The sequence below is a fragment of the Streptomyces sp. HNM0645 genome (assembly GCF_030056615.1).
Lineage (GTDB): Bacteria > Actinomycetota > Actinomycetes > Streptomycetales > Streptomycetaceae > Streptomyces > Streptomyces marianii.
In genome coordinates this window covers 58,179-85,001 of sequence record NZ_JASHLT010000007.1, presented here as the reverse complement: position 1 = coordinate 85,001, position 26,823 = coordinate 58,179, and the positions used below count along the sequence as shown (strand labels likewise).

At 72.4% G+C, this 26,823-nt stretch carries 28 protein-coding genes and 1 pseudogene; 7 read left to right on the top strand and 22 right to left on the bottom strand.

Features of this window, described 5'->3' with window-relative positions:
• Positions 1 to 140: 140 nt before the first annotated feature.
• Positions 141 to 1,202, bottom strand: a complete 1,062-nt coding sequence (locus QMZ92_RS06370; protein WP_283296223.1) for a polysaccharide deacetylase family protein — start codon at positions 1,200 to 1,202, stop codon at positions 141 to 143.
• Between the two features lie 148 nt (positions 1,203 to 1,350).
• Between QMZ92_RS06370 and QMZ92_RS06365 the strand changes: the two genes are divergently transcribed.
• The gene (locus QMZ92_RS06365) at positions 1,351 to 2,568 is read left to right on the top strand and encodes a THUMP-like domain-containing protein (RefSeq protein ID WP_502962000.1); all 1,218 of its coding nucleotides are present in this window, start codon (positions 1,351 to 1,353) and stop codon (positions 2,566 to 2,568) included.
• A gap of 33 nt (positions 2,569 to 2,601) precedes the next feature.
• Here the strand turns inward: QMZ92_RS06365 and QMZ92_RS06360 are convergent, their stop codons facing one another.
• Genes QMZ92_RS06360 through tsaB form a run of 5 tightly spaced genes read right to left on the bottom strand, consistent with a single transcriptional unit; the run spans position 2,602 to position 5,340 of the window.
• Positions 2,602 to 2,799, bottom strand: a complete 198-nt coding sequence (locus QMZ92_RS06360) for a hypothetical protein (RefSeq protein ID WP_283296221.1) — start codon at positions 2,797 to 2,799, stop codon at positions 2,602 to 2,604.
• A 7-nt stretch (positions 2,800 to 2,806) separates the two neighbouring features.
• Entirely contained in the window at positions 2,807 to 3,091 is a 285-nt protein-coding gene (locus QMZ92_RS06355; RefSeq protein WP_283296220.1) for a hypothetical protein, read from the bottom strand.
• The gene (tsaD, locus tag QMZ92_RS06350) at positions 3,088 to 4,200 is read right to left on the bottom strand and encodes a tRNA (adenosine(37)-N6)-threonylcarbamoyltransferase complex transferase subunit TsaD (RefSeq protein ID WP_283296219.1); all 1,113 of its coding nucleotides are present in this window, start codon (positions 4,198 to 4,200) and stop codon (positions 3,088 to 3,090) included. Before tsaD ends, QMZ92_RS06355 begins: the two co-directional genes overlap by 4 nt.
• Positions 4,193 to 4,666 carry a ribosomal protein S18-alanine N-acetyltransferase gene (rimI, locus tag QMZ92_RS06345; protein ID WP_283296316.1) on the bottom strand — a complete coding sequence of 158 codons (474 nt, stop codon included), beginning with the start codon at positions 4,664 to 4,666 and terminating at the stop codon, positions 4,193 to 4,195. Before rimI ends, tsaD begins: the two co-directional genes overlap by 8 nt.
• Before the next feature lie 20 nt (positions 4,667 to 4,686).
• The gene (gene tsaB / locus QMZ92_RS06340) at positions 4,687 to 5,340 is read right to left on the bottom strand and encodes a tRNA (adenosine(37)-N6)-threonylcarbamoyltransferase complex dimerization subunit type 1 TsaB (protein ID WP_283296218.1); all 654 of its coding nucleotides are present in this window, start codon (positions 5,338 to 5,340) and stop codon (positions 4,687 to 4,689) included.
• Positions 5,341 to 5,442: 102 nt separating this feature from the next.
• Here tsaB and QMZ92_RS06335 point away from each other — a divergent pair, with 102 nt between their 5' ends.
• Positions 5,443 to 5,994 (top strand): L,D-transpeptidase, encoded by a 552-nt coding sequence (locus tag QMZ92_RS06335; RefSeq protein ID WP_283296217.1) that lies wholly within the window; start codon positions 5,443 to 5,445, stop codon positions 5,992 to 5,994.
• Between the two features lie 73 nt (positions 5,995 to 6,067).
• On the opposite strand, the gene QMZ92_RS06330 is transcribed toward QMZ92_RS06335, so the two are convergent.
• From QMZ92_RS06330 to glmS, 7 genes are all read right to left on the bottom strand, one after another.
• Complete coding sequence (locus tag QMZ92_RS06330) at positions 6,068 to 6,265, bottom strand: hypothetical protein (RefSeq protein WP_283296216.1); 198 nt, start codon at positions 6,263 to 6,265, stop codon at positions 6,068 to 6,070.
• 179 nt (positions 6,266 to 6,444) lie between these two features.
• Positions 6,445 to 6,969, bottom strand: a complete 525-nt coding sequence (gene tsaE / locus QMZ92_RS06325) for a tRNA (adenosine(37)-N6)-threonylcarbamoyltransferase complex ATPase subunit type 1 TsaE (protein ID WP_283296215.1) — start codon at positions 6,967 to 6,969, stop codon at positions 6,445 to 6,447.
• On the bottom strand, positions 6,941 to 8,170 hold the full coding sequence (locus QMZ92_RS06320; protein WP_283296214.1) for an alpha/beta fold hydrolase: 1,230 nt from the start codon (positions 8,168 to 8,170) through the stop codon (positions 6,941 to 6,943). Before QMZ92_RS06320 ends, tsaE begins: the two co-directional genes overlap by 29 nt.
• 39 nt (positions 8,171 to 8,209) lie before the next feature.
• Positions 8,210 to 9,379, bottom strand: coding sequence for an alanine racemase (alr, locus tag QMZ92_RS06315; protein ID WP_283296213.1), 1,170 nt, complete (start codon positions 9,377 to 9,379; stop codon positions 8,210 to 8,212).
• A 91-nt stretch (positions 9,380 to 9,470) separates the two neighbouring features.
• Positions 9,471 to 10,904, bottom strand: coding sequence for an NAD(P)H-hydrate dehydratase (locus tag QMZ92_RS06310; RefSeq protein ID WP_283296212.1), 1,434 nt, complete (start codon positions 10,902 to 10,904; stop codon positions 9,471 to 9,473).
• 304 nt (positions 10,905 to 11,208) lie between these two features.
• Entirely contained in the window at positions 11,209 to 11,577 is a 369-nt protein-coding gene (locus QMZ92_RS06305; protein ID WP_283296211.1) for a holo-ACP synthase, read from the bottom strand.
• Complete coding sequence (gene glmS / locus QMZ92_RS06300) at positions 11,574 to 13,421, bottom strand: glutamine--fructose-6-phosphate transaminase (isomerizing) (RefSeq protein ID WP_283296210.1); 1,848 nt, start codon at positions 13,419 to 13,421, stop codon at positions 11,574 to 11,576. The genes QMZ92_RS06305 and glmS overlap by 4 nt, the downstream gene beginning before the upstream one ends.
• A gap of 215 nt (positions 13,422 to 13,636) precedes the next feature.
• Between glmS and coaA the strand changes: the two genes are divergently transcribed.
• Together coaA and QMZ92_RS06290 are read left to right on the top strand one after the other, a co-directional pair.
• Positions 13,637 to 14,629: a type I pantothenate kinase gene (coaA, locus tag QMZ92_RS06295; RefSeq protein WP_269728881.1), complete on the top strand. Its 993-nt coding sequence runs from the start codon at positions 13,637 to 13,639 to the stop codon at positions 14,627 to 14,629.
• Between the two features lie 51 nt (positions 14,630 to 14,680).
• Entirely contained in the window at positions 14,681 to 15,628 is a 948-nt protein-coding gene (locus QMZ92_RS06290; RefSeq protein WP_283296209.1) for a DUF389 domain-containing protein, read from the top strand.
• A 3-nt stretch (positions 15,629 to 15,631) separates the two neighbouring features.
• Here the strand turns inward: QMZ92_RS06290 and QMZ92_RS06285 are convergent, their stop codons facing one another.
• Positions 15,632 to 15,874, bottom strand: coding sequence for a GntR family transcriptional regulator (locus QMZ92_RS06285; RefSeq protein ID WP_283296315.1), 243 nt, complete (start codon positions 15,872 to 15,874; stop codon positions 15,632 to 15,634).
• Between the two features lie 181 nt (positions 15,875 to 16,055).
• Here QMZ92_RS06285 and QMZ92_RS06280 point away from each other — a divergent pair, with 181 nt between their 5' ends.
• Positions 16,056 to 16,289 (top strand): hypothetical protein, encoded by a 234-nt coding sequence (locus QMZ92_RS06280; RefSeq protein ID WP_283296208.1) that lies wholly within the window; start codon positions 16,056 to 16,058, stop codon positions 16,287 to 16,289.
• Positions 16,286 to 16,483, top strand: coding sequence for a hypothetical protein (locus QMZ92_RS06275; RefSeq protein ID WP_283296207.1), 198 nt, complete (start codon positions 16,286 to 16,288; stop codon positions 16,481 to 16,483). Before QMZ92_RS06280 ends, QMZ92_RS06275 begins: the two co-directional genes overlap by 4 nt.
• Positions 16,484 to 16,558: 75 nt before the next feature.
• Here QMZ92_RS06275 and QMZ92_RS06270 read toward each other — a convergent pair whose 3' ends face one another.
• The 5 genes from QMZ92_RS06270 to QMZ92_RS06250 form a co-directional block, all read right to left on the bottom strand.
• Positions 16,559 to 17,965: an alpha/beta hydrolase family protein gene (locus QMZ92_RS06270; RefSeq protein ID WP_283296206.1), complete on the bottom strand. Its 1,407-nt coding sequence runs from the start codon at positions 17,963 to 17,965 to the stop codon at positions 16,559 to 16,561.
• Between the two features lie 85 nt (positions 17,966 to 18,050).
• On the bottom strand, positions 18,051 to 19,409 hold the full coding sequence (glmM, locus tag QMZ92_RS06265) for a phosphoglucosamine mutase (RefSeq protein ID WP_283296205.1): 1,359 nt from the start codon (positions 19,407 to 19,409) through the stop codon (positions 18,051 to 18,053).
• Between the two features lie 199 nt (positions 19,410 to 19,608).
• On the bottom strand, positions 19,609 to 20,127 hold the full coding sequence (rpsI, locus tag QMZ92_RS06260; protein ID WP_093656348.1) for a 30S ribosomal protein S9: 519 nt from the start codon (positions 20,125 to 20,127) through the stop codon (positions 19,609 to 19,611).
• A gap of 41 nt (positions 20,128 to 20,168) precedes the next feature.
• Positions 20,169 to 20,612, bottom strand: a complete 444-nt coding sequence (rplM, locus tag QMZ92_RS06255; protein ID WP_017949632.1) for a 50S ribosomal protein L13 — start codon at positions 20,610 to 20,612, stop codon at positions 20,169 to 20,171.
• Between the two features lie 294 nt (positions 20,613 to 20,906).
• Positions 20,907 to 22,559 (bottom strand): ABC-F family ATP-binding cassette domain-containing protein, encoded by a 1,653-nt coding sequence (locus QMZ92_RS06250; RefSeq protein WP_283296204.1) that lies wholly within the window; start codon positions 22,557 to 22,559, stop codon positions 20,907 to 20,909.
• Between the two features lie 56 nt (positions 22,560 to 22,615).
• Here QMZ92_RS06250 and QMZ92_RS06245 point away from each other — a divergent pair, with 56 nt between their 5' ends.
• Positions 22,616 to 23,488 (top strand): hypothetical protein, encoded by an 873-nt coding sequence (locus tag QMZ92_RS06245; RefSeq protein WP_283296203.1) that lies wholly within the window; start codon positions 22,616 to 22,618, stop codon positions 23,486 to 23,488.
• A 95-nt stretch (positions 23,489 to 23,583) separates the two neighbouring features.
• Here QMZ92_RS06245 and QMZ92_RS06240 read toward each other — a convergent pair.
• The 3 genes and pseudogenes from QMZ92_RS06240 to pgsB all read right to left on the bottom strand — a co-directional run bounded on the left by QMZ92_RS06240 (position 23,584) and on the right by pgsB (position 26,823).
• Positions 23,584 to 24,661 (bottom strand): annotated as a pseudogene (locus QMZ92_RS06240) (C40 family peptidase).
• A 20-nt stretch (positions 24,662 to 24,681) separates the two neighbouring features.
• Positions 24,682 to 25,164 (bottom strand): poly-gamma-glutamate biosynthesis protein PgsC/CapC, encoded by a 483-nt coding sequence (locus tag QMZ92_RS06235; RefSeq protein ID WP_283296202.1) that lies wholly within the window; start codon positions 25,162 to 25,164, stop codon positions 24,682 to 24,684.
• A gap of 66 nt (positions 25,165 to 25,230) precedes the next feature.
• On the bottom strand, positions 25,231 to 26,823 hold the full coding sequence (gene pgsB, locus QMZ92_RS06230; protein ID WP_283296201.1) for a poly-gamma-glutamate synthase PgsB: 1,593 nt from the start codon (positions 26,821 to 26,823) through the stop codon (positions 25,231 to 25,233).

The following is a 26,823-nucleotide window of genomic DNA, read 5'->3' as shown; positions in this document are numbered from 1 at the left end:
CCAGAGCCGAGACTATGACCGGGATTAGCACTCGGTCAAGCGGAGTGCCAATCCACTGCGTGTTCGGCTGGTTCCCGACGACCGTCCGGCGTGCATCCCCTCGCGCGGGCCGTCCGGCTTCCCGACGCGTCCTCAGCCCCTCAGACGTAGTCCTCCAGCCTCGCCACGGCGTAGCCCTTCGCGGTGACGACCTTCATCACGTGGCGGATCATGTCCGGCATGCCACCCTTCCACTCCACCTTGCCGCGGAAGTGCGTGAGGATGATGTCGCCGGGGTGCAGGTCCCGGTCGAACTCGCGCCACTCCATGTGGTCGGGGAACGCCTCCGCCGCCCACAGCGGCACGGCCTTCACACCGCAGGACTTGGCGGCGCGCAGCGTGTCCCGGTCGTAGCTGCCGTACGGCGGACGGAAGAGGCGCGGCCGCTTGCCGAACCGCTTCTCGATCCTGGCCTGCTGCCCGCAGATCTCCGCCCTCTGCTTCGCGTACGGCATCGCCGGCAGGTAGGGGTGCGTGAGCGTGTGGTTGTGCAGGGAGACGCCGCGGTCCTGCATCTTCTCGAAGTAGCCGTAGTCGTCCCGGACGACGTAGTCGCTGAGGAAGGCGCTGTAGGGGATCTGCAGCTCGCTCATCATCCGCAGCAGCTCCGGGTCCTTCTCCGCGCCGTCGTCGATCGTCAGGAAGACGATTTTCTGCTTGGTGGGCACGGTGGTGAAGACCGGCGGCAGGCCCTTGTGGCGATCGACCTCGAAGCCCTTGCGCGTGGTGATCCTCGGCTTCTCGTCGGGCGGCGGGGGCGCGGGCAGCGGGGCCTGCCGGAGGCCCCAGCGCCGGGCGGCGGCAGCCCGGGCGGCCTGGATCTTCTTCGTGCGCTTGACGTACGCGAGCGCCTCGGCCGGTCCGACGGGTGCCTTCTCCCCCGCCCGCTCCCGGCCCTCGCCCTTCCCCCGCTCCCCGCCCTCCTCGCCGGAATCCTTCCGGGCGCCTTGCCGGCCCTCCTTCCCGCCCTCCCCGCGGCCCTCCTCCCGGTCCTCCGCCTTCCGGGATCCGGCGCCCTTCCGGTCCCCCGGCTCCTGACCGTGCGCGGGAGCGGCGGCCGAAGCGGTGGCGCCCGCCTGCCCGGTGGCCCCGGCCCCGCCGCCGCCCCGCCCGGGCTCGGCGGCACAGCCCGAGCCGACGGCCATGACGAGCAGCACGCACATCCACATACGTCTGCGCCGAATTGCTGGCTTCTTTTCGTTTTGTCGTACTTGCTGCATGGCGTCGCATCTTGTCAGCGCCGCGCGCCCGCGAAGGCCCGACAGCGCCGCCCGGCCGCGGACCGTCCCCCGGCTGGCCGACAATGGCCGGGTGAACGACGCCGGCTCGCCCTCCCCGCTCGCCCCCCTGCTCACCCACGAAGGGCAGGCCCTGCTCGCCGCCCTGCGCGACTACGACCCGGGACAGGAGCTCGCTATCGCCACCCGGTTGCGCCGCGACCACCCGGCCGAGCTGGTCTCGGCCGCGCTGACGCAGGCACGGCTGAGGCAGCGCGCGGTGGCCAAGTTCGGCGCGGAGGACGCCTACCGGATGTACTTCACACCCAACGGCGTGGAGCAGTCGACGCGGGCGTCCGTCGCCGCCCACCGAGCCGCCCGGTTCGCGGAACTCGGGGTACGGAGCGTCGCGGATCTGTGCTGCGGGATCGGCGGCGACGCGATCGCGCTCGCCCGCGCCGGGATCCCCGTACTCGCCGTGGACCGCGATCCGTTCACCGCCGACGTCGCCCGGGCCAACGCCGAGGCGCTGGGCCTGGCCCCGCTCATCGAGGTCCGCCGGGCCGATGTCACCGAGGTCGACACCTCCGCCCACGACGCCGTCTTCGTCGACCCCGCCCGCCGCGCCGGGCGGCCGGGAGGAGGACGCGGGCCGAAGGGCGGCAGCGGCCGGATCTTCGACCCGGAGGCGTACTCGCCACCGCTGTCCTGGGCCGTCGGAGCGGCCCGCACGGCCCGGTTCGCGGCCCTCAAGATCGCTCCGGGCATCCCGCACGAGGCGATCCCCGAGGAAGCCGAGGCCGAGTGGATCTCCGACCACGGGGACGTGAAGGAGGCCGTGCTCTGGTTCGGCACCGCGCCGGGCGCCCGGCGCGCCACGCTGCTGCCGTCGGGTGCCCCGCTCGTCGGACGCGGGCTGCCCGACCCCCGCGTACGGAGGACCGGCCGCTACCTCTACGAGCCCGACGGCGCCGTCATCCGCGCCCATCTGGTCGCGGAGGTCGCCGAGGAACTCGACGGCGGCCTGCTCGACGGGACGATCGCGTACATCACGGCCGACGAGCTGCGCCCGACGCCGTACGCGACCGCGTACGAGATCACCGACGAACTCCCGTTCAACCTGAAGAAGCTCAAGGCCCTGCTGCGCGAACGGGAAGTCGGCACGCTCACCGTCAAGAAGCGCGGATCGGCGGTCGAACCCGAGGAGCTGCGCCGCAAGGTGAAGCCGAGCGGGCCGAACGCGGCCACGGTCTTCCTGACCCGCGTGGCCGGTGCGCCCACGGTGCTGATCGGGGCTCCCGCGGATGCCTGACGCGGCGTCGGGGGCAACGGCGGGCGCCCGCCGTCAGCCGTGCGCCGCCCCGGGCGCCGCGGCGGAGGGGACCGCCGAGGTCAGCCGCGCCGCCCAGCGGTAGTGCGCCACCGCCTTGGCGGCACCTGTCACCCCCGGCACCCAGCACAGCACGCCGACCCCCATGAGGTACGCGACCTCCCCGTACGTCCGGTTCCCGGGGCGCGCGGCGGCCGGGGCGGCGAAGGACACCCAGGGATCAGCCGCCGGCGTAGTCCGCTCCGGAGAAGTCGAGCGACTGGAAGCGCCACCGGTGCACCGGCCGGCCGACCAGCTCGGCGTCCGGGTCCGGCAGTTCGGGCAGCTCGTCGTCCGGACCGTCCGTCTCCCACCAGGTCAGCACCAGTACCCGCTCGCCCGGCGCCCGGAAGGTCTCCCGACGCAGCGGGGCCGTGCCGAGGGCCTGGGCGCGGGCCCACTCCAGCAGTTCCCCGCCCCGCCCGGAGGCCGCTCTGGCCTCCCACATCAGGGTGACGACGGTCATGAGTACAGGTTGTCCTTGCTGATCTCGTGTACGTGATCGTGGTCGTGCACATGGCCGTGGTGGTGCTCACCCGGCACGTGCGGATCGGTCACCGGCAGCGACGAGTCGGCGGACAGCTCCCAGTCCGAGGCGGGCCGGTTCCTCGCGACCATCTCCGCCCCGAGCGCGGCGACCATGGCCCCGTTGTCCGTGCACAGCTTCGGCCGGGGCACCCGCAGCCGGATCCCGGCGCGCTCGCAGCGTTCCTCGGCCATCGCGCGCAGCCGGGAGTTCGCGGCGACCCCGCCGCCGATCATCAGGTGGTCGACTCCCTCGTCCTTGCAGGCGCGCACGGCCTTCCGGGTCAGCACGTCGACCACGGCCTCCTGGAAGGAGGCGGCGACGTCCCGCACGGGAACGTCCTCGCCCGCATTGCGCCTGGCCTCGATCCAGCGGGCCACGGCCGTCTTCAGCCCCGAGAAGGAGAAGTCGTACGCGGGGTCGCGGGGACCGGTCAGCCCGCGCGGGAAGGCGATCGCCTCCGGGTCGCCCTCCTTCGCGAGCCGGTCGATGACCGGGCCGCCGGGAAAGCCGAGGTTCAGCACCCTGGCGATCTTGTCGAACGCCTCGCCCGCGGCGTCGTCGATCGTCGCCCCCATGGGCCGCACGTCGGCGGTGATGTCGGGCGCGAGCAGGAGCGAGGAGTGCCCGCCGGAGACCAGCAGGGCCATCGTCGGCTCGGGCAGCGGGCCGTGCTCCAGCTGGTCGACGCAGATGTGCGAGGCGAGGTGGTTCACGCCGTAGAGCGGCTTGCCCAGGGCGTACGCGTACGCCTTGGCGGCGGAGACGCCCACGAGCAACGCGCCGGCGAGTCCCGGGCCGGCCGTGACCGCGATGCCGTCGAGGTCCCTGGCCGTGACCCCGGCCTCCTTCAGGGCGCGCTCGATCGTCGGGACCATCGCCTCCAGATGGGCGCGGGAGGCGACCTCGGGCACGACCCCGCCGAAGCGCGCGTGCTCGTCGACGCTGGAGGCGATGGCGTCGGCGAGGAGCGTCGTCCCGCGGACGATGCCGACGCCGGTCTCGTCGCAGGACGTCTCGATACCGAGTACGAGGGGTTCGTCAGCCATGGTTTCCGGTTCCTTGTGCGTCGTGTACGTGCAGCCGCATCACGAGGGCGTCGATGTTGCCGGGCTGGTAGTAGCCGCGGCGGAAGCCGATCGGCTCGAAGCCGAATCGTTCGTACAGCTTCTGGGCCCGGGTGTTGTCCACCCGTACTTCGAGCAGGACCTCGTCGCACTCGAACGCGGTCGCGTGCTGCAGCAGGTCGGTGAGGAGCCGGGCGCCGAGGCCCGTGCCCCACTGGTCGCGGGCGACGGCGATGGTCTGGACGTCGCCGAGCCCGCCGGCCGCCGCGAGGCCCGCGTAGCCGACGATCCGCCCCTCCGCCGGGTCCTGGGCGACCACGTAGTGGCGCGTCGCCTGCGGGCCGCGCGCGTGCGCCAGCTCGGACCAGAACATCCCCGGGGACCAGGCGTCCTCCGGGAACAGCTCGTGCTCGAGGTCCAGCACCGGCGCGATGTCCCACCAGCGCATCCCGCGCAGGACAGGGACGCTCACTGCGGCGTGACCACCTTGTAGTTCTTCGGCACCTGGGCGTCCGGGCGGCGCAGGTACAGCGGCCGCGGCGGCAGCAGTTCATCGCCCGCGGCCAGCTTCCCTGCGGCCAGCGCGGCGAGGGCGGCCGCCGACTGGTGCTCGGGGCCCCGGGCGTACGGGAAGACCTCCGGGTACAGCAGGGCGCCGGCGCCGACCGCGGGGAGCCCCGCGACCTCCTCGGCGATCTCGGCGGGCCGGTCGACCGCGGGCTCGCCGACCCTCGTGCGGGAGCCGTCGTACCGCGCCCAGTAGACCTCCTTGCGCCGCGCGTCCGTGGCGACCACGAACGGCTCCTCCAGCCCGGAGGCGTACGCCAGCCCGTCCAGCGTGCACAGTCCGTGGACCGGCACCCCGAGCGCCGAGCCGAAGGTGGCGGCGGTGACCAGGCCCACGCGCAGTCCGGTGTACGGGCCGGGCCCGACGCCGACGACGAGACCGGTGACCGCGTCGAGTGTCAGCCCGGCGGAGGCGAGGACCCGGTCGACGGAGGGCAGCAGCAGCTCCCCGTGCCGGCGGGCGTCGACCTGGGTGGACTCGGCGACGACGGAGTCGCCGTCGTGGAGGGCGACGGTGACGGCGGGCGTGGCGGTATCAAGGGCGAGCAAGAGCACGCAAACAGCCTACGGCCACCGCGGGCGAGGCACGGCGTCCCGTCCCGCCGCTCCCCTGCTGCTACCGTCACTCAGGCAGGTGTGCGAGCGAGGGGAGCAGGCGTGGCAAGGAGCAGCTCGGGAACGGTGGCCGGGCTCACCGCTGCGGCCCTCGCCGTCGTCGCGTTCCTCGCCTACCAGGCTTCCGCGAACGTGCCGGCGGACCTGGAGAAGCCCGCCGCGGCCGCCCCCAGCGCCCGTCCCTCGAAGGCCGCCGAGGGTCCGCGGAAGGACCCGCTGGCCGTTCCCGCGGGGTCCGGCAAGGGCGTGCGCGTCGTCTACTCGCTCGCCGAGCGCAGGGTCTGGCTGGTCGGCGAGGGGCAGCTCACCCAGACGTTCCCGGTCGCACCCAGCACGGTCAGCCCGCGGCCCGGCACGTACGAGGTGACGTCGCGCAGCGGCCGGATCGAGGGTTCGGACGGCGTGGAGATCGAGCACGTCGTGCGGTTCGCCGAGGTCGACGACGTGTCGATCGGCTTCAGTGCCGCCGTGGACGGGTCGATGGCGAGCCCGGACCCGCGGAGGAAGACCGGCGGTGTACGCATGAAGCGGGCCGACGGCGACGCCATGTGGACGTTCGCGACGATCGGCTCGAAGATCGTCGTCGTGCCGTAGCGCAGCAGGGGGACCGGCGCGCCGCGGCATCCGGAAGGCCGCTCCCGGCGCCCGGGAGTTTCGCTCGAACGGACTACGCCGCGTCGCGGTGGGGTTCCCGCTCTCCGGGGGAGTCCCCGGCCGGTACGGATTCGCCGCGGTCGCGCGGCGGTGTGGAGACCGCGCTGGCCGCAGCGCACGACGCCAGCAGATCACGCATGGAGAACGCCGCCGGCGACGGCCGGGACGACGGCTTCGGCCGCGACTGCGTTCCGTGTTCGGACGCCGGCATGGATGCCTCCTGGTGCTCCGGGGGCAGGCGCGGTTAGGCAGACCTAACCACGTACTGTCCTCAATGTGACCATGCCCGGAGCGGCGGACGCAACACCTTGCCGACGTCTTGTCGGAACGTACACACGGGCGGGCGAGGAGTCCCGGCCGGACGCCGGACGTCCGGACCCGGTGGGGGGCTCAGGCGCTGAGCCCGGCCAGTCCGGCGTCCGCCCAGCGCGGACCGATACCGGTGAGCGTGACCTGGCGGCGGTCGTCGTCCGTGCTGCCCACGACGCGGTGGACGACCACGTGCAGGCGATCCTCCGACAGGTCCTCGACCTTGCCGTCGCCCCACTCCACGACGACGACCGACTCCGGCAGCGACACGTCGAGGTCGAGGTCCTCCATCTCGTCCAGCCCGCCGCCCAGCCGGTAGGCGTCCACGTGCACCAGCGCGGGTCCGCCGACCAGGGACGGGTGCACCCGGGCGATCACGAAGGTCGGGGAAGTGACGGCGCCGCGCACGCCCAGGCCCTCGCCGAGCCCCCGTGTCAGGGTCGTCTTGCCCGCGCCGAGCTCGCCGGTGAGCATCACGAGGTCACCGGGCCGCAGCAGCTTGGCGAGCCGGCGGCCTAGCTCCTGCGTCTGCTCCGGCGAGGTGAGGGTCAGGCGGACGGCGGACGGGTGAGCGGTCTCAGCCGCCGGGCTGTGCGGTGCTTCCATACGTGCCAACGTTAGCCGCTGCCGGGACCGCCCCCACCCGCACCAGCAGGTCCGCCAGCCGGTCGGTGACCACCTCGTGGTGCTCCAGCATCACCAGGTGCCCCGCGTCCGGCACGATGACCAGCTCCCCGTCCGGCAGCAGGTCCGCGATCGCCTCGCTGTGCGAGCTGGGAGTGACCAGGTCTCGGTCCCCGGCCAGCACCAGCACCGGGACCTCCTGGAAGACGTCCAGCGCCGCCGCCTTGTCGTGCTCCGCGAAGGCCGGGAAGAACTCGGCGACGACGTCGATCGGCGTCCCCTCGATCATCCGCTCGGCGAACCTGGCCACCGCCGGGTCCACGTCCCTGGAACTGAACGAGTAGCGCTTGATCAGACCGGCGAAGAGGTCGGCCGTCGCCCTCCGGCCCCGCTCCACCAGCTCCGCCTGCGAGCCGAGCGCCCTCAGGACCCCCGGCAGCACCCGGCGCACCACGTTCACACCCGCCACCGGGAGGCCGTAGTTCACCTCGCCGAGCCGGCCGGCCGAGGTACCGACGAACGCGGCGCCCACGACCCTCTCCCGGATCAGCTCCGGGTACGCGGCGGCCAGCGCCATCAGCGTCATACCGCCCATCGAATGGCCCACCAGCACCAGCGGCCCCTCCGGGGCGGCCTCGTCGACCACCGCCTTCAGATCACGGCCCAGCTGGTCGATGGAGACCGGCACCCCGTCCGGGCCGGTCTGGGCGGCGCCCCGGCCCGACCGGCCGTGGCTGCGCTGGTCCCAGTGGACGGTACGGACCAGCCCGCGCAGCGCGGCCCGCTGGAAGTGCCAGGAGTCCTGGTTGAGGCAGTAGCCGTGGCAGAACACGACGGTCACCGACGCGGGGGCCTTGCGACCGAACAGCCTGCGCCTGCGCGGTGCGGTGCCGCCCGTCTCCGGGTCCACCTCGTCCGTCTCGAAGTACAGGGCCGTGCCGTCGTCGGCGACGGCCCTGCCCGGAGTGCCGCGAAGCGCCCCGTACGGCCCCGAGGCGTCCAGGGCGAGCCTGGCCTTCCGGCGCATGCCACGGCCCACGGTCATGCGCTCCATCGCGACGCCCGCCGCCGCACCGGCGGCGATCACCCCTATGGCGGCGCCGGCGACACCCGCCCGGCGCCAGTTGCCCGTGGCGGCGTCGGTCACCGCCGCCGCCACGTCCCCCGCGCTGTTCTCGCTCACCGTGCCGCTCCTACTGGTCGTCGTCTCCTGGTCGTCCGGTCAGTCGCCGGATGCCGTGCCGTCGCCCTCGTGGAGATGGACGCGCGGGACGCGCGCCCCGATCCGGGTCACGATCTCGTAGGCGATCGTGTCCGCCGCGTCCGCCCAGTCCTGGGCGGTCGGCTCGCCCCGGTCACCCGGGCCGAACAGCACCGCCTCCGCTCCCTCCTCGACCGACTTCCCCTCGGGACCGAGGTCGACGACGAACTGGTCCATCGCCACCCGGCCGGCCACCCGCCGCCACTCGCCGCCGACCAGCACCGGACCGCGGCCGGAGGCGTGCCTCGGAACGCCGTCCGCGTACCCCACCGGCACCAGGCCGAGGGTGGTCTCGCCACCCGTGACGTAGTGGTGCCCGTAACCGACGCCGTGTCCGGCGGGGACGCGCTTCACCAGGGCCACCGACGCCCTGAGCGTCATCACCGGGCGCAGCCCGAAGTCGGCGGGTGTGCCCAGCTCCGGGCTCGGCGAGATCCCGTACACCGCGACGCCCGTGCGCACCATGTCGAAGTGGCTCTCCGGAAGGGTCAGCGTGGCCGGGGAATTGGCGATGTGCCGCACCTCCGGCTCGACGCCCTCCTTCTCCGCGTACGCCACCAGGTCCTTGAAGACGGACAGCTGGGCGGAGATGGAAGGGTGACCGGGCTCGTCGGCGCAGGCGAAGTGCGACCAGAGGCCGGTGACCCTGACGGTGCCCGCCTCCTCGGCGGCCCGGGCCGCCGCGACCAGTTCCGCCCAGTCGGCCGGCGGGCAGCCGTTGCGCCCCAGGCCCGTGTCCGCCTTGAGCTGGATCCTCGCGCGGCGGCCGGCCCCGGCGGCGGCCCGCGTCACCTCGCGCAGCGCCCACATGCCGCTGACCGCCACGTCCAGGTCCGCCTCGACCGCCTCGCGCCAGGGGCCTCCGGGCGTCCACAGCCAGCACATCACCCGGCCGCCGATCCCGGCGGCCCGCAGTGCGAGCGCCTCCTCCGGCGTCGCGGTGCCCAGCCAGTCGGCGCCCCCGGCCAGGGCGGCCTTCGCGCAGGGCACCATCCCGTGCCCGTACGCGTCCGACTTGACCACGGCCATGAGGGCGGCGCGGGGCGCCCGCGCACGCAGTGCGCGGACGTTGTCGCGCAGCGCGGCGAGGTCGATCTCGGCACGGGCCCGGAAGGGTGCGTTCTGAGTCATCGCGCTCAGTCTCTCAGAGGCCCGCCGCTCAGTTCGTACGGCAGCGGCCAACAGTGGCCCTGCTCACCCGCGCGCCGTGGCCTGCGGCACGTCAGGGTGTCCGCGTGTCGCGCCAGGCCCGGGGAATCGCCCCCGCCACGTCCTGTGCGGTCACCGGGGCGCCCTGCGAGGCGAGCCGCGCCGCCAGGCCGTGCAGGTACGCGGCGGCGGAGGCGGCGTCCAGCGGTTCGAGGCCGGCCGCGAGGAGCGAGCCGGCCAGCCCCGACAGCACGTCGCCGCTGCCGGCCGTGGCGAGCCAGGAGGTACCCGTCGGGTTCACCCTGACCGGACGGCGGGCGTCCGCGTCGGCGACGAGTGTCGTGGAGCCCTTCAGCAGCACCGTGGCACCGTACTTGGCGGCCAGCGCCCGTACGGACCCGAGCCGCGCGGCCTCCACCTCCCCGCGCTCCACCCCGAGCAGCACGGCCGCCTCGCCCGCGTGCGGAGTGAGCAGCGTCGGCGCGCTGCGGGCCCGCACCGTGTCCGGGTCGAGGCCCCGGAGGCCGTCGGCGTCGACCAGGACCGGGACGTCGGACTCCAGCACCTCCGCCACCCCCGGACCGTCGCCGAGGCCCGGTCCGACGACCCAGGACTGCACCCGGCCCGCCCGGGACGGCGGCCAGCCGTGCACCAGCACCTCCGGGAACCGGGCGATCACCGCGTCCGCCCCGGGCCCCACGTACCGCACGGCCCCGGCGCCGCCGTGCACCGCGCCCGCCACGGCGAGCACCGCGGCGCCCGGGTAGCGGGCCGACCCGGCCACGACGCCGACGACACCGCGCCGGTACTTGTCGCTCTCCGCGGCGGGCACCGGCACCAGGCGTGCCACGTCCGCGTGCTGCAGCGCCTCCAGGTCCGGTACGGACGGCAGCCGGGGGCCGAGGCCGATGTCGACGAGCCGCACGGCGCCCGCGTACTCGTGCGCCGGGTCGACGAGCAGGCCCGGTTTGTACGTGCCGAAGGTGACGGTGGCGTCGGCGCGCAGGGCCTCGCCCTTCACCTCACCCGTGTCCGCCTCGACGCCGCTCGGCAGATCGACGGCGACGACCGTCGCGCCGGAGCCCCGCGCGGCCCGCGCGAGCGGGACCGCGTCCGGGCGCAGACCGCCCTGGCCGCCGATGCCGGTGATGCCGTCGAGGACGACGTCGGCGACCGCGAGCACTCCGAAAGGGTCCTCGGCGATCCGGCCACCGGCGGCCCGCAGCGCCTCGAGCCCGCCGCGGTGGGCGCGGTCCGGGGCGAGCAGCACCGCGCTCACTCCGGCGCCGCGGCGGGCCAGCCGCACGCCCGCGTACAGGGCGTCGCCGCCGTTGTCGCCGCTGCCGACGAGCAGGACGACCCGGGCGCCGGAGACGCGGGGCAGCAGTCCGGCGACCGCCGCGGCGAGCCCCGCGGCGGCCCGCTGCATGAGGGCACCCTCCGGCAGCTCGGCCATCAGTTCGGCCTCGGCGGCCCTTACGGTGTCGACGCTGTAGGCATGACGCATACTCAGAAGCATGCCGTGCGCGCGTGCGTGGCGCGTGCGGTGGCGCGACGTTGGCTCGCTCTCGACGGGCGTCACCCGCTCCGGCCGGTCCCGGTCGCACCTGGCCGCCGCGCAGGTCGTGGCGCGGCAGGCGCTGGGCAAACGCGAGGAGGACGGGACCCACCCTCCTGCGGGGCCGCACGCCGAAACGCACTCGGCTCCGCCGGCGGAGCGCCGTCGGCGCCCGCCGACCCGCCGTCCCGGACCGGGAGCGGCCCCGGGCGGTCCGACCGGCACGGGCCCACCGCCCGGGACGCGCCGCGCCCTACCCCTCCGCGACCACCATCGCCGACGCCACCCCCGCGTCATGGCTCAGCGAGATGTGCCACGACCGCACCCCCCGCTCCCGCGCCGCCGACGCCACCGTTCCGGTGACCCGGAGGCGCGGCCTGCCGGAGTCCTCGACGTAGACCTCGCAGTCCGTCCAGAGCAGCCCTGCCGGCGCACCCAGCGCCTTGGCGACCGCCTCCTTCGCGGCGAAGCGCGCCGCGAGGGAGGCGATTCCGCGCCGCTCCCCGCTCGGGAGGAACAGCTCGCTCCGCAGGAAGAGCCGGTCTGCCATCGCCGGTGTCCGGCGCAGCGCCTCCCCGAAGCGGTCGATCTCGGCGACGTCGATCCCCACCCCGATGATCATTCGACGGTGACCGACTTCGCCAGGTTGCGCGGCTGGTCCACCTCGTTGCCCCGGGCGGTGGCGAGTTCGCAGGCGAAGACCTGGAGGGGCACGGTCGCCACCATCGGCTGGAGCAGCGTCGGCGTCTGCGGGATGCGGATCAGGTGGTCGGCGTACGCCTCGACCGCCGTGTCTCCCTCCTCGGCGATGACGATGGTGCGGGCGCCGCGGGCCCGGATCTCCTGGATGTTGGACACGATCTTGTCGTGCAGCACGGAACGGCTGCGCGGCGACGGCACGACGATGACCACGGGCAGATCGTTCTCGATCAGGGCGATGGGCCCGTGCTTGAGCTCGCCGGCGGCGAAGCCCTCGGCGTGCATGTAGGCGAGTTCCTTGAGCTTCAGCGCGCCCTCCAGGGCCACCGGGTAGCCGACGTGCCGGCCGAGGAAGAGCACCGTGTTCTTGCGGGCCAGCGAACGGGCGAGCTCGCGCACCGGCTCCATGGTCTCCAGGACCTGGTCCACCTGGGTGGCGATCTGCGAGAGGTCCCGGATGACGGCCCGGATCTCGTCGCCCCACTTGGTGCCGCGCACCTGCCCCAGGTACAGCGCGACCAGGTAGCAGGCCACCAGCTGGGTCAGGAACGCCTTGGTCGAGGCGACCGCGACCTCCGGCCCGGCGTGCGTGTACAGCACGGCGTCCGACTCGCGCGGGATCGTGGAGCCGTTGGTGTTGCAGATGGCGAGGACCTTCGCACCCTGCTCGCGGGCGTGGCGCAGCGCCATGAGCGTGTCCATGGTCTCGCCGGACTGCGAGATGGCGACGACGAGGGTGCGCTGGTCGAGGATCGGGTCGCGGTAGCGGAACTCGCTGGCCAGCTCCACCTCGCACGGGATCCGCGTCCAGTGCTCGATGGCGTACTTGGCGATGAGCCCGGCGTGGAATGCCGTGCCGCACGCCACGATCACCACCTTGTGCGCCTCCCGCAGCACCGCGGCGGGGATCCGCACCTCGTCGAGCGTGAGCGAGCCCTCCGCGTCGATCCGCCCGAGGAGCGTGTCGGCGACGGCCTTCGGCTGCTCGGCGATCTCCTTGAGCATGAAGTAGTCGTAGCCGCCCTTCTCGGCGGCGGAGGCGTCCCAGTCCACGTGGTAGGAGCGCACTTCCGCGGGCGCGCCGTCGAAGTCGGTCACCGTGACACCGTCGCGCCGGAGTTCGACGACCTGGTCCTGCCCGAGCTCGACGGCCGAGCGCGTGTGGGCGATGAACGCGGCGACGTCCGAGGCCAGGAACGCCTCACCGTCACCGACACCGACGACGAGAGGGGAGTTTCGCCGCGCTCCGACGACGACGTCTGGCTCGTCCGCGTGGACCGCGACCAGGGTGAACGCGCCGTCCAGCCGCCGGCACACCAGCCGCATGGCCTCGGCGAGTTCACCGCAGGACGAGAACTCCTCGGCGAGCAGATGGGCCACGACCTCCGTGTCCGTCTCGGAGGCCAGGTCGTGGCCGCGTTCGGCGAGTTCGGCCCGCAGCACGGCGAAGTTCTCGATGATGCCGTTGTGGACGACGGCGACGCGCCCGGCGTTGTCCAGGTGCGGATGGGCGTTGGCGTCGGTGGGGCCGCCGTGGGTGGCCCACCGCGTGTGCCCGATGCCCGTGGAACCGCTCGGCAGCGGCCGGTCGGTGAGTTCCTTCTCCAGGTTGAGCAACTTCCCGGCCTTCTTGGCCCCGGCCAGCCCTCCGTCGGAGAGGACGGCCACGCCTGCCGAGTCGTAGCCCCGGTATTCGAGCCGCTTGAGCCCGGCGATGACGACATCGAGCGCGGACTGCGCTCCCACATAACCCACGATTCCGCACATGGCGGCAGCCTACGACTCCGGCGCCCCGCCCGCCGCCGTCGCGAACCGCGTGAGCGGGGCGGTCCGCCGCCGTCGGCCGCGTGGCCGACGGCGAGGCGGCCGTGCCGGGTGCACCGGTGCCCGGTCCGTGACGCCCGGTGACCACCCGGCGGGGTCCGGCCCCGCGTGACCGAGCCCACCCCCCACGACCCGCCCTCAGCCCCGACAATGAGCATGTGATCACTTCGCCGCCACGAAGCCGCAGGGGAGACCGGACCGAGGCGTCCCCGTATGTCGACCTGACCCGTGAGGAGTGGAGCGCCCTCCGCGAGAAGACGCCGCTGCCGCTGACCGCCGCCGAGGTCGAGCGGCTCCGCGGCCTCGGTGACGTCATCGACCTCGACGAGGTACGGGACATCTATCTGCCGCTGTCCCGGCTGCTCAACCTGTACGTCGGGGCCACCGCCAATCTCCGCGGCGCCCTCAACACCTTCCTCGGCGAGGCCGGCAACGGCCACGGCACCCAGCGGGGCACCCCGTTCGTCATAGGCGTCGCGGGCTCCGTAGCCGTCGGCAAGTCCACGGTGGCCCGGCTGCTGCAGGCGCTGCTCGCCCGCTGGCCCGAGCACCCGCGCGTCGAACTGGTCACCACCGACGGGTTCCTCTACCCGATGAAGGAGCTCCAGGACCGGGGGCTGATGTCGCGGAAGGGCTTCCCCGAGTCGTACGACCGCCGCGCCCTGACCCGTTTCGTCGCCGACATCAAGGCCGGCAAGGACGAGGTGTCCGCGCCCGTCTACTCGCACCTCATCTACGACATCGTCCCGGGCGAGCGGCTGACCGTGCGCCGCCCCGACATCCTGATCGTCGAGGGCCTCAACGTCCTCCAGCCCGCCCTGCCCGGCAAGGACGGGCGCACCCGGGTCGGTCTCGCCGACTACTTCGACTTCTCCGTGTACGTGGACGCGCGTCCGGAGGACATCGAACGCTGGTACCTCAACCGCTTCCGCAAGCTGCGCGAGACCGCGTTCCAGGACCCGTCCTCGTACTTCCGCAGGTACACCCAGGTCTCCGAGGAGGAGGCACTGGACTACGCGCGGACGATGTGGCGCACGATCAACGGCGTCAATCTCCAGGAGAACGTGGCCCCGACGCGCGGGCGTGCCACCCTGGTCCTGCGCAAGGGCCCCGACCACAAGGTCCAGCGGCTCTCCCTGCGCAAGCTCTGACCCGCCGTCGGCCGGTCCGGCCGGACCGGAAACCGCCGAGGAGCCGTCCGCGTGCTGCACCTGCGTCTGATCGTCCCGCCCGACCGCACCGAGCCGGTCGTCGGCGCCATCGAGAGGACGGTCGGCACGACGCACCTCGTCGTACTCGCCGGCGCCGCCCGGAACCCGTCGGGCGATCTGGTCATGTGCGATGTCGCCCGCGAGGCAGGCGACGAGCTGATCGGCCGTCTGCGGGACCTGGGCCTCGACCGTGACGGTGCGATCTCCGTGGAGACGACGGACCTGTCCCTCTCGAAGCGCGCCGACAAGGCCGAGAAGGAGGCACCGGGCGAACCCGCGGACGCGGTGCTGTGGGAGCAGCTGACCGAAGCCACCCACGAGGAGTCGACCCTCTCCGTCACCTATCTGGCGTTCCTGACGTTGGCCACGATGATCGCCGCGTGCGGTGTCCTCCTCGACAACGCGATCCTTATCGTGGGCGCGATGGCCGTCGGCCCGGAGTTCGGCCCGCTCGCCGGCTTCAGCACGGCCGTGGTGCAACGCCTCCCGAGACTCGCCCTGCGCTCGCTGGTGGCGTTGGTCGTGGGCTTCGCCGTGGCCATGGCGGTGACGGTCGTGTTCAGCCTCTTCATGAACGGCGTCGGGCTGTTCGAGTTCTCGATGCTGGAGGGGGACCGCCCGGACACGGCCTTCATCTACGACCCGGACGCGTTCTCGTTCGTCGTCGCCGTCCTCGCGGGCATCGCCGGCACGCTGTCGCTGACGTCCGCCAAGTCCGGGGCGCTGGTCGGGGTCGCCATCTCCGTGACGACCGTCCCGGCGGCAGCCAACGCGGCGGTGGCGCTCAGCTACGGCGACTACGTGCAGGCGGGGGGTTCCAGCCGGCAACTGCTGCTGAACCTGGTCGGGATCATCATGGCCGGGACGCTGACGCTGCTCGTCCAGAAGTGGCTGTGGACGCGCCGGCGCCGGGCTATGTCGAAGCCGGCGGAAGCCTGAGCGTCAGCCGGACGCGTCAGCGCCCTGGTCCGTGACGAACGATCCCATACCGTGGGCCGTGGTGATCAGCCCCTCGTCCCGGAGGGCGGCGGTCGCCTTGCGCACCGTGATCCGAGCGACGCCGAACTCCTCCTCCATCTGCATCTCCGAGAGGCGGTGGCGCGGCGGGTACTCGCCGCTGGCGATGCGCTCTCGGATCACGTCGACGATCTGCACCCACTTGGGGCGGGTCGGGTCGTACTCCATCACGCGGTGACCGTACACAGCCACTACTGTCCGAACACAGATACCTACATCATACGTTCTCTATAGACATCTATAAACGTCATCTCTAGCGTCTACACAAAGAAACCCCGGCGACGGATGCAACCGTCCCGGGGGGTGGCCATCAACCGACCAGGGAACCAAGAACCAAGGAGCCGATGACGTGACCGACCTTGCCCCCCGCCTCGCCGCGCGACTGCGGAGTTGGCTGGACCGGCGCTTTCCTCCGGGAGCGGGCACCGGTACCACTCCCCCGCCCGCGCCGGTCGCGCGCCCGGCGCCGCCCCTGCTCGCGCACCGCAGCCCGTACGGCCTCGACGGACCGCTCGACGGGGACGCGGGCGCGCTGGTGCGCCCCTACCTCGGCGACGCCCTCTTCCGCGAGGCGGCCGCATGAACCGCGACCGTTCCCCGGAACCGCCGCCGCCCGTGCGCATGTGCGTGCGGTGCGAGCAGGTCACGGACGATCCCGTACTGGTGCACGAGGTCCACAGTGCGAGCGGTCCCGGCTGGAACGTGTACGCCTGCCGCCGCTGCGCCCCTCGATTCCCGCCACCCGTCGACGTGTTCGACCTGCTGCGGGGCGACTGAACCGGGTCGACCGGGCCCGGAACGACGACGGGGCGGACCGGACCGGCGCCGTGCCCGCCCCCGGTCGTCCGAGGACTACCCCAGCCTCTCCTGGAGCCAGTCGAAGACGACCTCGCAGTGCAGCTGCGGCGCCATCGGCGAGCAGTGCAGTTGCGCGCCCTCGGCCGCGGTGAGCTTCAGATAGTCCTTGGGCGCGGTCAGCGCGTCGAACATCTGCTGGGCCTGACCCGGGTAGAACTGCTCGTCCTCGTAGTCGAGCACGAGCGTCGGCGTCTTGATGCGCGGCACGATGTCCGTGATCGTCAGCGCCTGGATGCGCTTGGCGGGCGTGTAGAAGTCGGTGAAGATCTTGCCCTCGCGGGCAGCGAGCATCGCCGGGATGGAGAAGGGCTCGAAGCGCTTCTTCATCGTCGCGGCGTCGGCGGGGGACATTCCGGGAACGACTTCCTCGTTCCAGATGTTGTTCGTCTCCTCCTTGCTCGGGGTGAGGATCTCCCGGACCTCCGCGGGGAAGCCCAGCCACGGCTCCACGCAGCCGGGCATGGCCACCAGCGCGGCGATCCGGTCCTCGAATGCCGCGGCCCGGGGTGCCAGGTCACCGGCCATGCTCAACCCGGTGAGACCGATCTTGGCGGTGTCCACGTCGGAACGCCGCGACAGCCAGTCGACGAGGGGACCGACGACCTTCTCCCAGGTCGGGGTGAAGACCACCTGGTCCACGAAGAGCAGCTGGCCCTGTCCGGGACCGTCGTAGACGAGGGCGTTCCAGCCGCGGTCCAGAGCGGCCGCGACGCCGTAGGTCCACATGTCGACGTTCTGTCCGTCGCTGCCGTTGGTCAGGATCACGGTGGGGCGGCGGGTGTTCGACGGGTCCGGACGGAAGAACCACACCGGCAGCGGAGTCGTGCCGTAGGGGACGTTCGCCTTCTCCGGTGCCGGGTCGCACAGGTCGCAGAACGTGTCCCAGGCGCCCCGACCGGCCTTGTACAGGTCCTCCTCGCTTCCCGGGTCGTCCGAGCCGAGGACGAAGAACAGCGCCTGGGCGTAGTACTGCGCGGCGCGCAGCGCACGGAAGCGGGTGGTCTGGTCGTCGGGCTTGCTGCCCGGGGGCGGCCCCATCAGCTTGTCGCCGAGCTCGCGGAACGTCGTGACGTACGTCTGCGCGGAGAGGCCGGCCTTGTTCACGGCGTTTACGGCGGTGAGGACCTCGCCCACCTCTCCCGCGCTGAAGCCGGCCCCGCCGAGAGCCCACAGACAGCTGAAGTTGTAGGCCGGATCCTCGAAGAGCGTCATCGCCCCGGGCGTCGGGGTGTCCGCCTGGGGTTGCGGCGAAGTCGCCCCGCTCGGCGTGGGCGCGTTCGCGGGACTCGCCCCCGACGAGGTGCACCCGGCCAGTGCGGCGACCCCGGCCCCGCCGAGGATCCCGGCCAGTGCGCTGCGACGGCTGGGCCCTGACGAGCGGTCAGCTGATACGTACGTCATGCCAGCCGAACGTACGAGCCGTGGCTCCGGGCCCCTGCCCGCGACACCCGCCGTTCCCCCGAACGGCGGGCCGCGAAGTCCCGCGTCAGCCCAGCGCGGACTTCACCGCGTCGGCGAGCCGCCCGGCCACCGAGCGGGCCTGCTCGATGTCCGCGGCCTCGACCATCACCCGGACCAGCGGCTCGGTGCCGGAGGGGCGCAGCAGCACTCGGCCGGTGGTGCCGAGCTCTCGCTCGGCGTCGCCGACGGCGGCCGCCAGTTCGGCCGACGACGAGACGCGCGACTTGTCGACGTCCGGGACGTTGACCAGGACCTGCGGGAGACGGTCCATGACACCGGCCAGCTCCGCCAGGGACCGGCCGGTCGCGGCGACGCGGGCCGCCAGCATCAGCCCGGTGAGCGTGCCGTCTCCAGTGGTGGCGTGGTCGAGGACGATGACGTGGCCGGACTGCTCGCCGCCCAGGGCGTAGCCGTGCTCCTTGATCGACTCCAGCACATAGCGGTCGCCGACGGCGGTCTGCACCAGCTCGACGCCCTCGCGCTCCATCGCCAGCTTGAAGCCCAGGTTCGACATCACGGTGGCGACGACGGTGTTGCCGCGCAGCGTGCCCGCCTCGCGCATGGCGAGGGCCAGCACCGCGAGGATCTGGTCGCCGTCGACCTCGTTGCCCTCCGCGTCCACGGCGAGGCAGCGGTCGGCGTCGCCGTCGTGGGCGATGCCGAAGTCGGCCCCGTGGTCGACGACCGCGGCCTTCAGCAGGCCGAGGTGGGTCGAACCGCAGTTGTCGTTGATGTTGAGGCCGTCCGGCTCGGCGCCGATCGTGACCACCTCGGCGCCGGCCCGCGCGAACGCCTCGGGCGAGACCCGGGCCGCGGCGCCGTGCGCCTCGTCGAGAACGACCTTGAGCCCGTCCAGCCGGTTGGGCAGCACTGCGATGAGGTGGGCGACGTACTTGTCGAAGCCCTCGTCGTAGTCCCGGACCCGGCCGACGCCCGCGCCGGTCGGTCGATCCCATGGCGCGCCGGTGCGGTGCTCCTCGTAGACGGACTCGATCCGGTCCTCCAGCTCGTCGGCGAGCTTGTGGCCACCGCGGGCGAAGAACTTGATGCCATTGTCCGGCATGGCGTTGTGGCTCGCGGAGAGCATCACGCCGAGGTCGGCGCCGAGCACGCCGGTGAGGTACGCCACCGCCGGGGTGGGCAGCACACCGACCCGCAGGACGTCCACGCCCGCGCTCGCGAGGCCCGCCACCACGGCGGCCTCCAGGAACTCCCCGGACGCGCGGGGATCACGTCCGACCACCGCCGTCGGCCGATGGCCCTCGAACGTGCCCGCCTCGGCCAGCACGTGCGCCGCCGCGACCGACAGGCCGAGCGCCAGCTCCGCCGTCAGATCCGCGTTCGCGACACCGCGCACACCGTCCGTGCCGAAGAGTCGTCCCACTGGTGTCCTCCGATTGTGCTCCGAAAACGCAAGCCCCGTGGTGCCCCTGCGTGAGGGTGCGGGGTCCCCGTGTGCCGTTTATACGCCGGGGGTACGGGGCTGTGTCACCCCGGGGGGCACTCCGGGTCCGATATACGGAACGCCCCGGCGGCACCGAGTGCCGCCGGGGCGAACGTACGCCGTACAGGCGAGCAGGCGATTAGCGCTTGCTGTACTGCGGGGCCTTGCGGGCCTTCTTCAGACCGGCCTTCTTCCGCTCGACCGCGCGGTCGTCGCGGCGCAGGAAGCCGGCCTTCTTCAGCGGGCCGCGGTTGTTCTCCACGTCCGCCTCGTTCAGCGCGCGGGCCACGCCGAGGCGCAGGGCGCCGGCCTGGCCGGACACGCCGCCACCCGCGATGCGGGCGATGACGTCGTAGCGGTCGTCGAGCTCGAGCACCTTGAAGGGCTCGTTGACTTCCTGCTGGTGCACCTTGTTCGGGAAGTAGTCCTCGAGGGTGCGACCGTTGATCGTCCACTTGCCGGTGCCCGGCACGATGCGGACACGGGCGATGGCGTTCTTGCGGCGACCCAGGCCGGCGGCCGGCTGCGGCTCGCCGAAGCGGGACGCGAGCGACTCGCTCGTGTACTCGCCCTCGACGGGGGCCTCGGACTCGAAGGTGGTGACCTCGGCGTAGGTCTCTTCGCCCTCGAGCGGGGTCTCGGTGGTGGTCTCGGCCACGATTCTCCTCAGATTCTGTTCGTCTTAGGGGGTGGCCGGACTTACTGCGCGACCTGGGTGATCTCGAACGGGACCGGCTGCTGGGCAGCGTGCGGGTGGTTCTCGCCCGCGTAGACCTTCAGCTTCGAGAGCATCTGACGGCCGAGGGAGTTCTTGGGCAGCATGCCCTTGACGGCCTTCTCGACGGCCTTCTCGGGGTTCTTGTCGAGCAGCTCGTCGTAGCGGACGGAGCGCAGACCACCCGGGTAGCCGGAGTGGCGGTACGCCATCTTCTGGGTCCGCTTGTTGCCGGACAGGTGCACCTTGTCGGCGTTGATGATGATGACGAAGTCACCAGCGTCGACGTGGGGCGCGTAGATCGGCTTGTGCTTGCCCCGCAGGAGGGTGGCAGCGGTGGTGGCCAGACGACCCAGGACGACGTCCTGGGCGTCGATGACGTGCCACTGGCGCGTCACATCGCCGGGCTTGGGGCTGTACGTACGCACGGTCGTAGCCTTCGCTTCTTCAGTGATGGGGATCCCCCGGCTCGTGAGAGCACGGAGGACGGGGTCCTGACAAGGCCACCCGGACGATCACGACAGCCCTGGCCGCACATCGGGGACGCAACCCGAGTGCATGCCGCTGGTCATCGGCCCGGTGAACCGGCGTAAGGGCCCCTCACGTGAGATAGAGCAAGCCAATACGCATAACGAACCAGCAGAATACCCGCGCTCCCCCGCACGGGTCAAAACGCCCCCGGCCCGGCGGCGCGGCCCGGCACGGAGGCCCCGGGGCCTCCGCTACCGCGCCCGGACCACCCTGCGCTCGTCCCAGACCGGCTCCGGCGCCTCCCTGACCACCCCGTCCGAGCCGAAGACGAGGAAGCGGTCGAAGGACCGGGCGAACCAGCGGTCGTGCGTCACCGCGAGCACCGTGCCCTCGTACGCCTCCAGGCCCTCCTGCAGCGCCTCCGCGGACTCCAGGTCCAGGTTGTCGGTCGGCTCGTCCAGCAGCAGCGCGGTCGCGCCGCGCAGCTCCAGCAGCAGGATCTGGAAGCGGGCCTGCTGCCCTCCCGAGAGCCGGTCGAACGTCTGGTCGCCCTGGCGCTCCAGCTCGTAGCGGCGCAGGGCACTCATCGCGCCGCCGCGGTCCTTGGCGTGCTCGGTCCACAGGATGTCGACGAGCGTGCGGCCGAGCAGTTCCGGGTGCGCGTGGGTCTGCGCGAAGTGCCCGGGCACCACCCGGGCGCCCAGCCTCCACGCCCCCGTGTGGGCCACGTCCTCCCCCGCGAGCAGCCGCAGGAAGTGGGACTTGCCAGAGCCGTTCGAGCCGAGCACCGCGACCCGCTCGCCGTAGAAGACCTCCAGCGAGAAGGGTTCCATCAGCCCCGTCAGCTCCAGGCCCTCGCAGGTCACGGCCCGTACGCCGGTCCGGCCGCCGCGCAGCCGCATCCGGATGTCCTGCTCGCGCGGCGGCTCCGGAGGCGGGCCGGCCTCCTCGAACTTCCTGAACCGCGTCTGCATCGCGCGGTACCGCGACGCCATGTCCGGACTGATCGCCGCCTGCTGGCGCAGCTTGTGGACCAGGGCCTTCAGCCGGGCGTGCTCCTCCTCCCAGCGCCGCTTCAGCTCCTCGAAGCGCGCGAACCGCTCCCGCCGGGCCTCGTGGAAGGTGCCGAAGCCGCCGCCGTGGACCCAGACGTCGCTGCCCGCGGGCCCCGGCTCAACGGCCACGATCTTCTGCGCGGCCCTGGCCAGCAGCTCCCGGTCGTGGGAGACGAAGAGCACGGTCTTGCGGGTCTCCCCCAGCCGGTCCTCCAGCCAGCGCTTGCCCGGTACGTCCAGATAGTTGTCCGGTTCGTCGAGCAGCAGCACCTCGTCCGGGCCGCGCAGCAGCGCCTCCAGCACCAGCCGCTTCTGCTCACCGCCGGACAGCGTGCGCACCAGGCGCCACTGGGCCTTCTCGTAGGGAACACCGAGCGCGGCCGTGGTGCACATGTCCCAGACGGTCTCGGCCTCGTACCCCTGCACCTCGGCCCAGTCGCTGAGCGCCTGCGCGTACCGCATCTGCGCGGCCTCGTCGTCGACGGTCATGATCTGGCGCTCGGCCTCGTCGACCGCGCGGGCCGCGTCCCTGATCCTGGGCGGCGCCACCGAGACCAGCAGGTCCCGGACCGTGTGCTCGTCGCTCCCCCGTTGCCCTCCGGGCGCGGGAGGCGCCCCCGCGGAACCCACGAACTGCGGCATCACTCCGAGGCCGCCGCTCACCGACACCGTGCCGCCGTGCGGCTTCAGCTCGCCGGAGAGCAACCGCAGGAGGGTCGTCTTGCCCGCGCCGTTCGCCCCGACCAGGGCGACGACCGACCCCTCCCCCACCCGGAACGAGACGTCGCCGAGCAGCACCCGCCCGTCCGGGAGGAAGTACTCCAGATGCGCGGCCTCGAGATGTCCCATGGTGGGCATTGTCACCGCAGGACATGCTCACGCCCAACAGGTTTAGGATGCGCGGCATGAGCTTTGGGGGATCGCAGTGGCCGCAGGAGCCGCGGCAGCCGTACGAGTCCTACGGAGAGCCTCCGTCGTCGACGCCCGACTGGGCGGCGCTGGCCGACGCCTCCGCCGCGCGGGCCCGCCGCAGGAGGTGGCTGCTCATCGGGGCGGGTGGTGTCGCGACGGCCGCCGTCGCCGCGATCGTGGCCACGGCCGTCGTCTTCACCAACGACGCGTCGTCCTCCGGCAAGAACGCCAGTGACCTGCCCACGGCTCCCGAGCTGCCGAACGAGACCACACAGCCGGAGCCGTCGTTCTCGACGGTCGCTCCCCCGCCGCCGCCGAACCCCAAGGACTTCATCTCCAGCGCGAAGAAGGACACCGCGCCGCTGAGCGCCGACACCCTGTTCCCGGGGAAGAAGCTCACGATGGGCGACCGGGTCTACGCCAAGGGCCCCACGGCCCGCACCACGAACTGCGCCTCCGCGACCCAGGCCTCGCTGGGCACGGCGCTCCGCTCGCACGGCTGCGACCAGGTCATCCGCGCCACGTACACCAAGGACGGCGTGGCCGTGACCATCGGCGTCGCCGTCTTCCCGACCGAGGCGCAGGCCCAGGCGGCCGCGAAGCAGTCCGCCCGCAGCATCGCCCCGCTCTCCGGCTCGGGCGTCGCCGCCTTCTGCAAGGGCGGGCCGGTGTGCCGCTTCGTGGGCAACTCCTACGGCCGGTACGCCTACTTCACCGCCACCGGTTATGTCAGCGGAAAGTCCGTCACCAAGGGCGACAGCAAGGCGTTCCAGCCGGGCGACGACCTCGCGGAGTTCACGTTCCGCCAGATCGTGCGCCGCGGCGAGATGCAGGCGTCCGCGGCGGCCACGGCCCCGGCGGGCTGACGGCCGGGCCGGTCCGGGGCACCGCCGGAGCGTCGGCGGGCGCCCCCGTGGCGCGGGCCGGCACGGGCGGCACGCCGCACCGGCACCGCGTCACGTCACAGGCGCTTGGCGCTGCGCAGCGTCTTCGCGTAGTAGCCGTTGCCGTCCAGGCGGGAGACGCCGCCGATGTCGCCGATGGTGGGCCCGTTGATCTCCTCGCGGCTGGAGATGAAGATCAGGTGGCCCTCGGTGTCGTAGCCGAGGACCATGCCCACGTGGTCCAGCCGCTCGTTGGTGCGCGCGTCGAGCTTGAAGAAGACGAGGTCGCCCGGCTGGAGCTGGTCGATGGCGGACGGGCGGTCCTTCACCGACACACCGGTGAGCGGCAGGACGTCGACGCCCCGCTTCGAGCGGGCCATGCCGTTCGCGGTGCGCGGGAGGCCGTCGCCGGACTTGTCGGAGGACATCAGCGGGTAGCGCGCTCGGTAGCCCAGCACCATGCGGATGTATCCCGAGCAGTCCAGGGAGCGCGCGCATGGCCTCCGGCGAGCCGGTGACGCCGTCGCGGAAGGGGTACGGGACGCCGAGGTAGTCGTAGAAGTCGGACTGCTCCAGACGCAGGTCGCCGCCCTCGGCACCCGAGGTGTTCAGCGGACCGAAGTTCGCGTCGCCGCGGAAGGCGATGCCCTGCTCGTCCTTCTTCTGGGGTGCGCCCGCCACGTACTGGAAGGCGAAGGCGAAGACGTCGTCCTCCTTGCTGTCCCTGTTCTCCGCGTACCAGTCCTTGAACCACTTCTCCTTCTGCGCGCCCTCGGTCCAGGGTTCCGGCATGAGCCGCACCCAGTCGGTGGTGGAGACCTTGGACGCCGTGGCGGCCGGTTCCTCGAAGGTGCGCGCCGGTCCGGTCAGGGTCGCGGTGCGCGCCCCGTCGGTCAGCACCGCCTTGACCTTGCCGTCGGAGCCGCGAAGAACGCTGCGTGCGGGGTTCTCCAGCCGCGACCAGGTCTCCTCGCCCTTGCCCTCGGACGGAGTGCCCGAGCCGCGGGTCCCGTTGAGGACCCCGACGTTCCGGACCTCCGTGACCCCCTGCTCCTCCTGCTTGCGCAGCTCCACCGTGAGGTACCCGGACACGGCGACGAGCCCGAGCACCACCAGGCCCGAGACGACCGGGCGCGACTTCTTCTTTCCTGCCATCGCTGGTTCTTCCTCGATTCTCAGACGGCGGGCATGACGCCGAGCAGCAGGCCGGCGGCGACGACGATGTAGGCCATGAGGGATACGGTGCCCGTGGCCAGCAGGGTGGGCCCCTTGGGCTGGCGCACCAACTGGTAGGCGATCAGGCCGGGCACGATGAACCCGAGGGTCTGGTTTCCGTACAGCAGCGGGAACTCGATCGAGAGCACGATCATCACGGTGGCCTGCAGCAGCACGCCCAGCAGCACCACCGCCGCGAACAGGCGCTTGCCGTAGAGGATCACCAGCCGCTGCATGACCTTGGTCCCCGCGTAGGTCAGGGCGGTGACACCGACCACCATGGCGGCCCGCTGCAGATCCTCGATGAGCGTCAGCGCGAGCCAGCCCGGGGTGATCATTCCGCCGGGGGACAGATTGGTGGTGAGGTAGCACAGCAGTGAGAAGAACAGACCTATGGCGATGCCCAGGGCGGCCATCTCGGGGGTCAGGGCAGCGGTGGTCAACGGGGTCTCCGGGCAGGTGTACGGATTTCGGGCATGGCGCGGCGAAGGCGGCCGGGGCCGCGAGGGTCAGGGGCGCGGGGGCACGCCGCCGCCCTCGGTCGGGTGGTGGGGCCGGCCGTGCGGGTCGTCGGCGTGCGGCCACGCCTGCCACCCCTCGGTCTGCTGGTCCCACTGCTGCCGGGCCTGGTGGTCCCACTGCTCCTGGGCCTGGGCCTGGTGGTCCCACTGCTGCCGGGCCCCGGCCCGGGCGGGCTGGCCCCACTGCTGCCGGGCCTGCGGCTCCGGAGCCCGATGGCCGGCGGCGTCCGGTCCTGACGGCTGGACCGGGATGCGGACCACCGGAATCTCCTGGGTCTGGGACGCCTGGTAGCGCTCCTCGTACGCCACGGGGTACGAGGCGAAGGGGTCCAGCCGTGCCGGCTGGGAAGCCGCGGCGACGGCCGGGCGCTGCGGCTCGCCCGCGGAGCCGCTCTCGCTCTCGTCCGCCGGGAGTTCGGCCAGGTACTCCAGCAGTTCCTCGCCCTGGCCGTGGATGTTGCCGATGGCCACGAGGGAGGACCCGTCGGACATGCGCTCGAGCAGGGCCGGCATGAACTCGTCGGCCGACGGCCGCTCGCCCCCGAGGTCGACCGCCCTGTCGCGCCACTCGGCGGGGATGGCGTCGATGGCGCTCTTGGCGGGGTGCCCGATGACGAAGACGTTGTCGGGCTTCAGATCGGGGATGATCTCACCCATCTGCCCGTTGCGTTCCACGCGGTCGGGCCGACAGTTGATCACGACGTTCAGCGGGCGGCTGATCGCCCCCAGGTCGAGCAGCTGGTTGATGTTCATCAGGGTGGACTCGGGGTCGTTCGCCGCGAAGACGTTGGCGAACGCGAGCCGCTTGCCCTCGGGCGTGACATAGCGCTCCACGGAGAGGACGCCGGGGTCCGGAGGAGCGTCGTACATGCCCTGGAGGGCGACCTGGCGTTCCACACCGAGGAGATCCGCCACGACCAGGGCGATGGCGACGTTCTCCTTGAAGGTGAACCAGCTGAAGCCGCGCAGCTCCGCGTCGGTGACCGACTCCGGGTCGGCGTAGACCAGCTCGCAGTTACGGGCGTCCGCCTCCTCCTGGAGGATGTGGAAGCGCTCCTTCTCCGCGGTGACGCAGATGCCGTTCTCCGGCATCGAGCGGCAGAGCGACCGGGCCACGTCGTCCAGGGTGGGACCCATCTCGGCGAGGTGGTCCTCGCGGACGTTGCACAGGACGCCGATCGTGGAACGGATCAGTTTGCTCTGGTTCACCTCCTGCAGGGCCGGCATGACGGCCATGCATTCGATGACGAGAGCGTCGGGCCGGTAGGTGGCCGCCCGGCGCACGATGCCGATCTGCTCCACCACGTTGGCGATGCCGAACTTGCGGTAGACCGGCTCCTCGGTCGCGTCGGGGTGGATGAAGCGTGCGGCCGTCCCCGTCGTCTTCGCGACGGTGACCAGATCACCGCCGCGCAGGGCACCCGCGCACAGCCGGGTGATGGAGGACTTGCCGCGGATGCCGTTGACGAGCACCCGCGACGGGATGCTGTGCAGGGCGGCGTAGTGCCTGCGCTGTTCGACGATTCCTGCCGCGAGCAGGAACACCCCGCCGATGAGCAGGACGAAGTAGAGGTAGAGCAC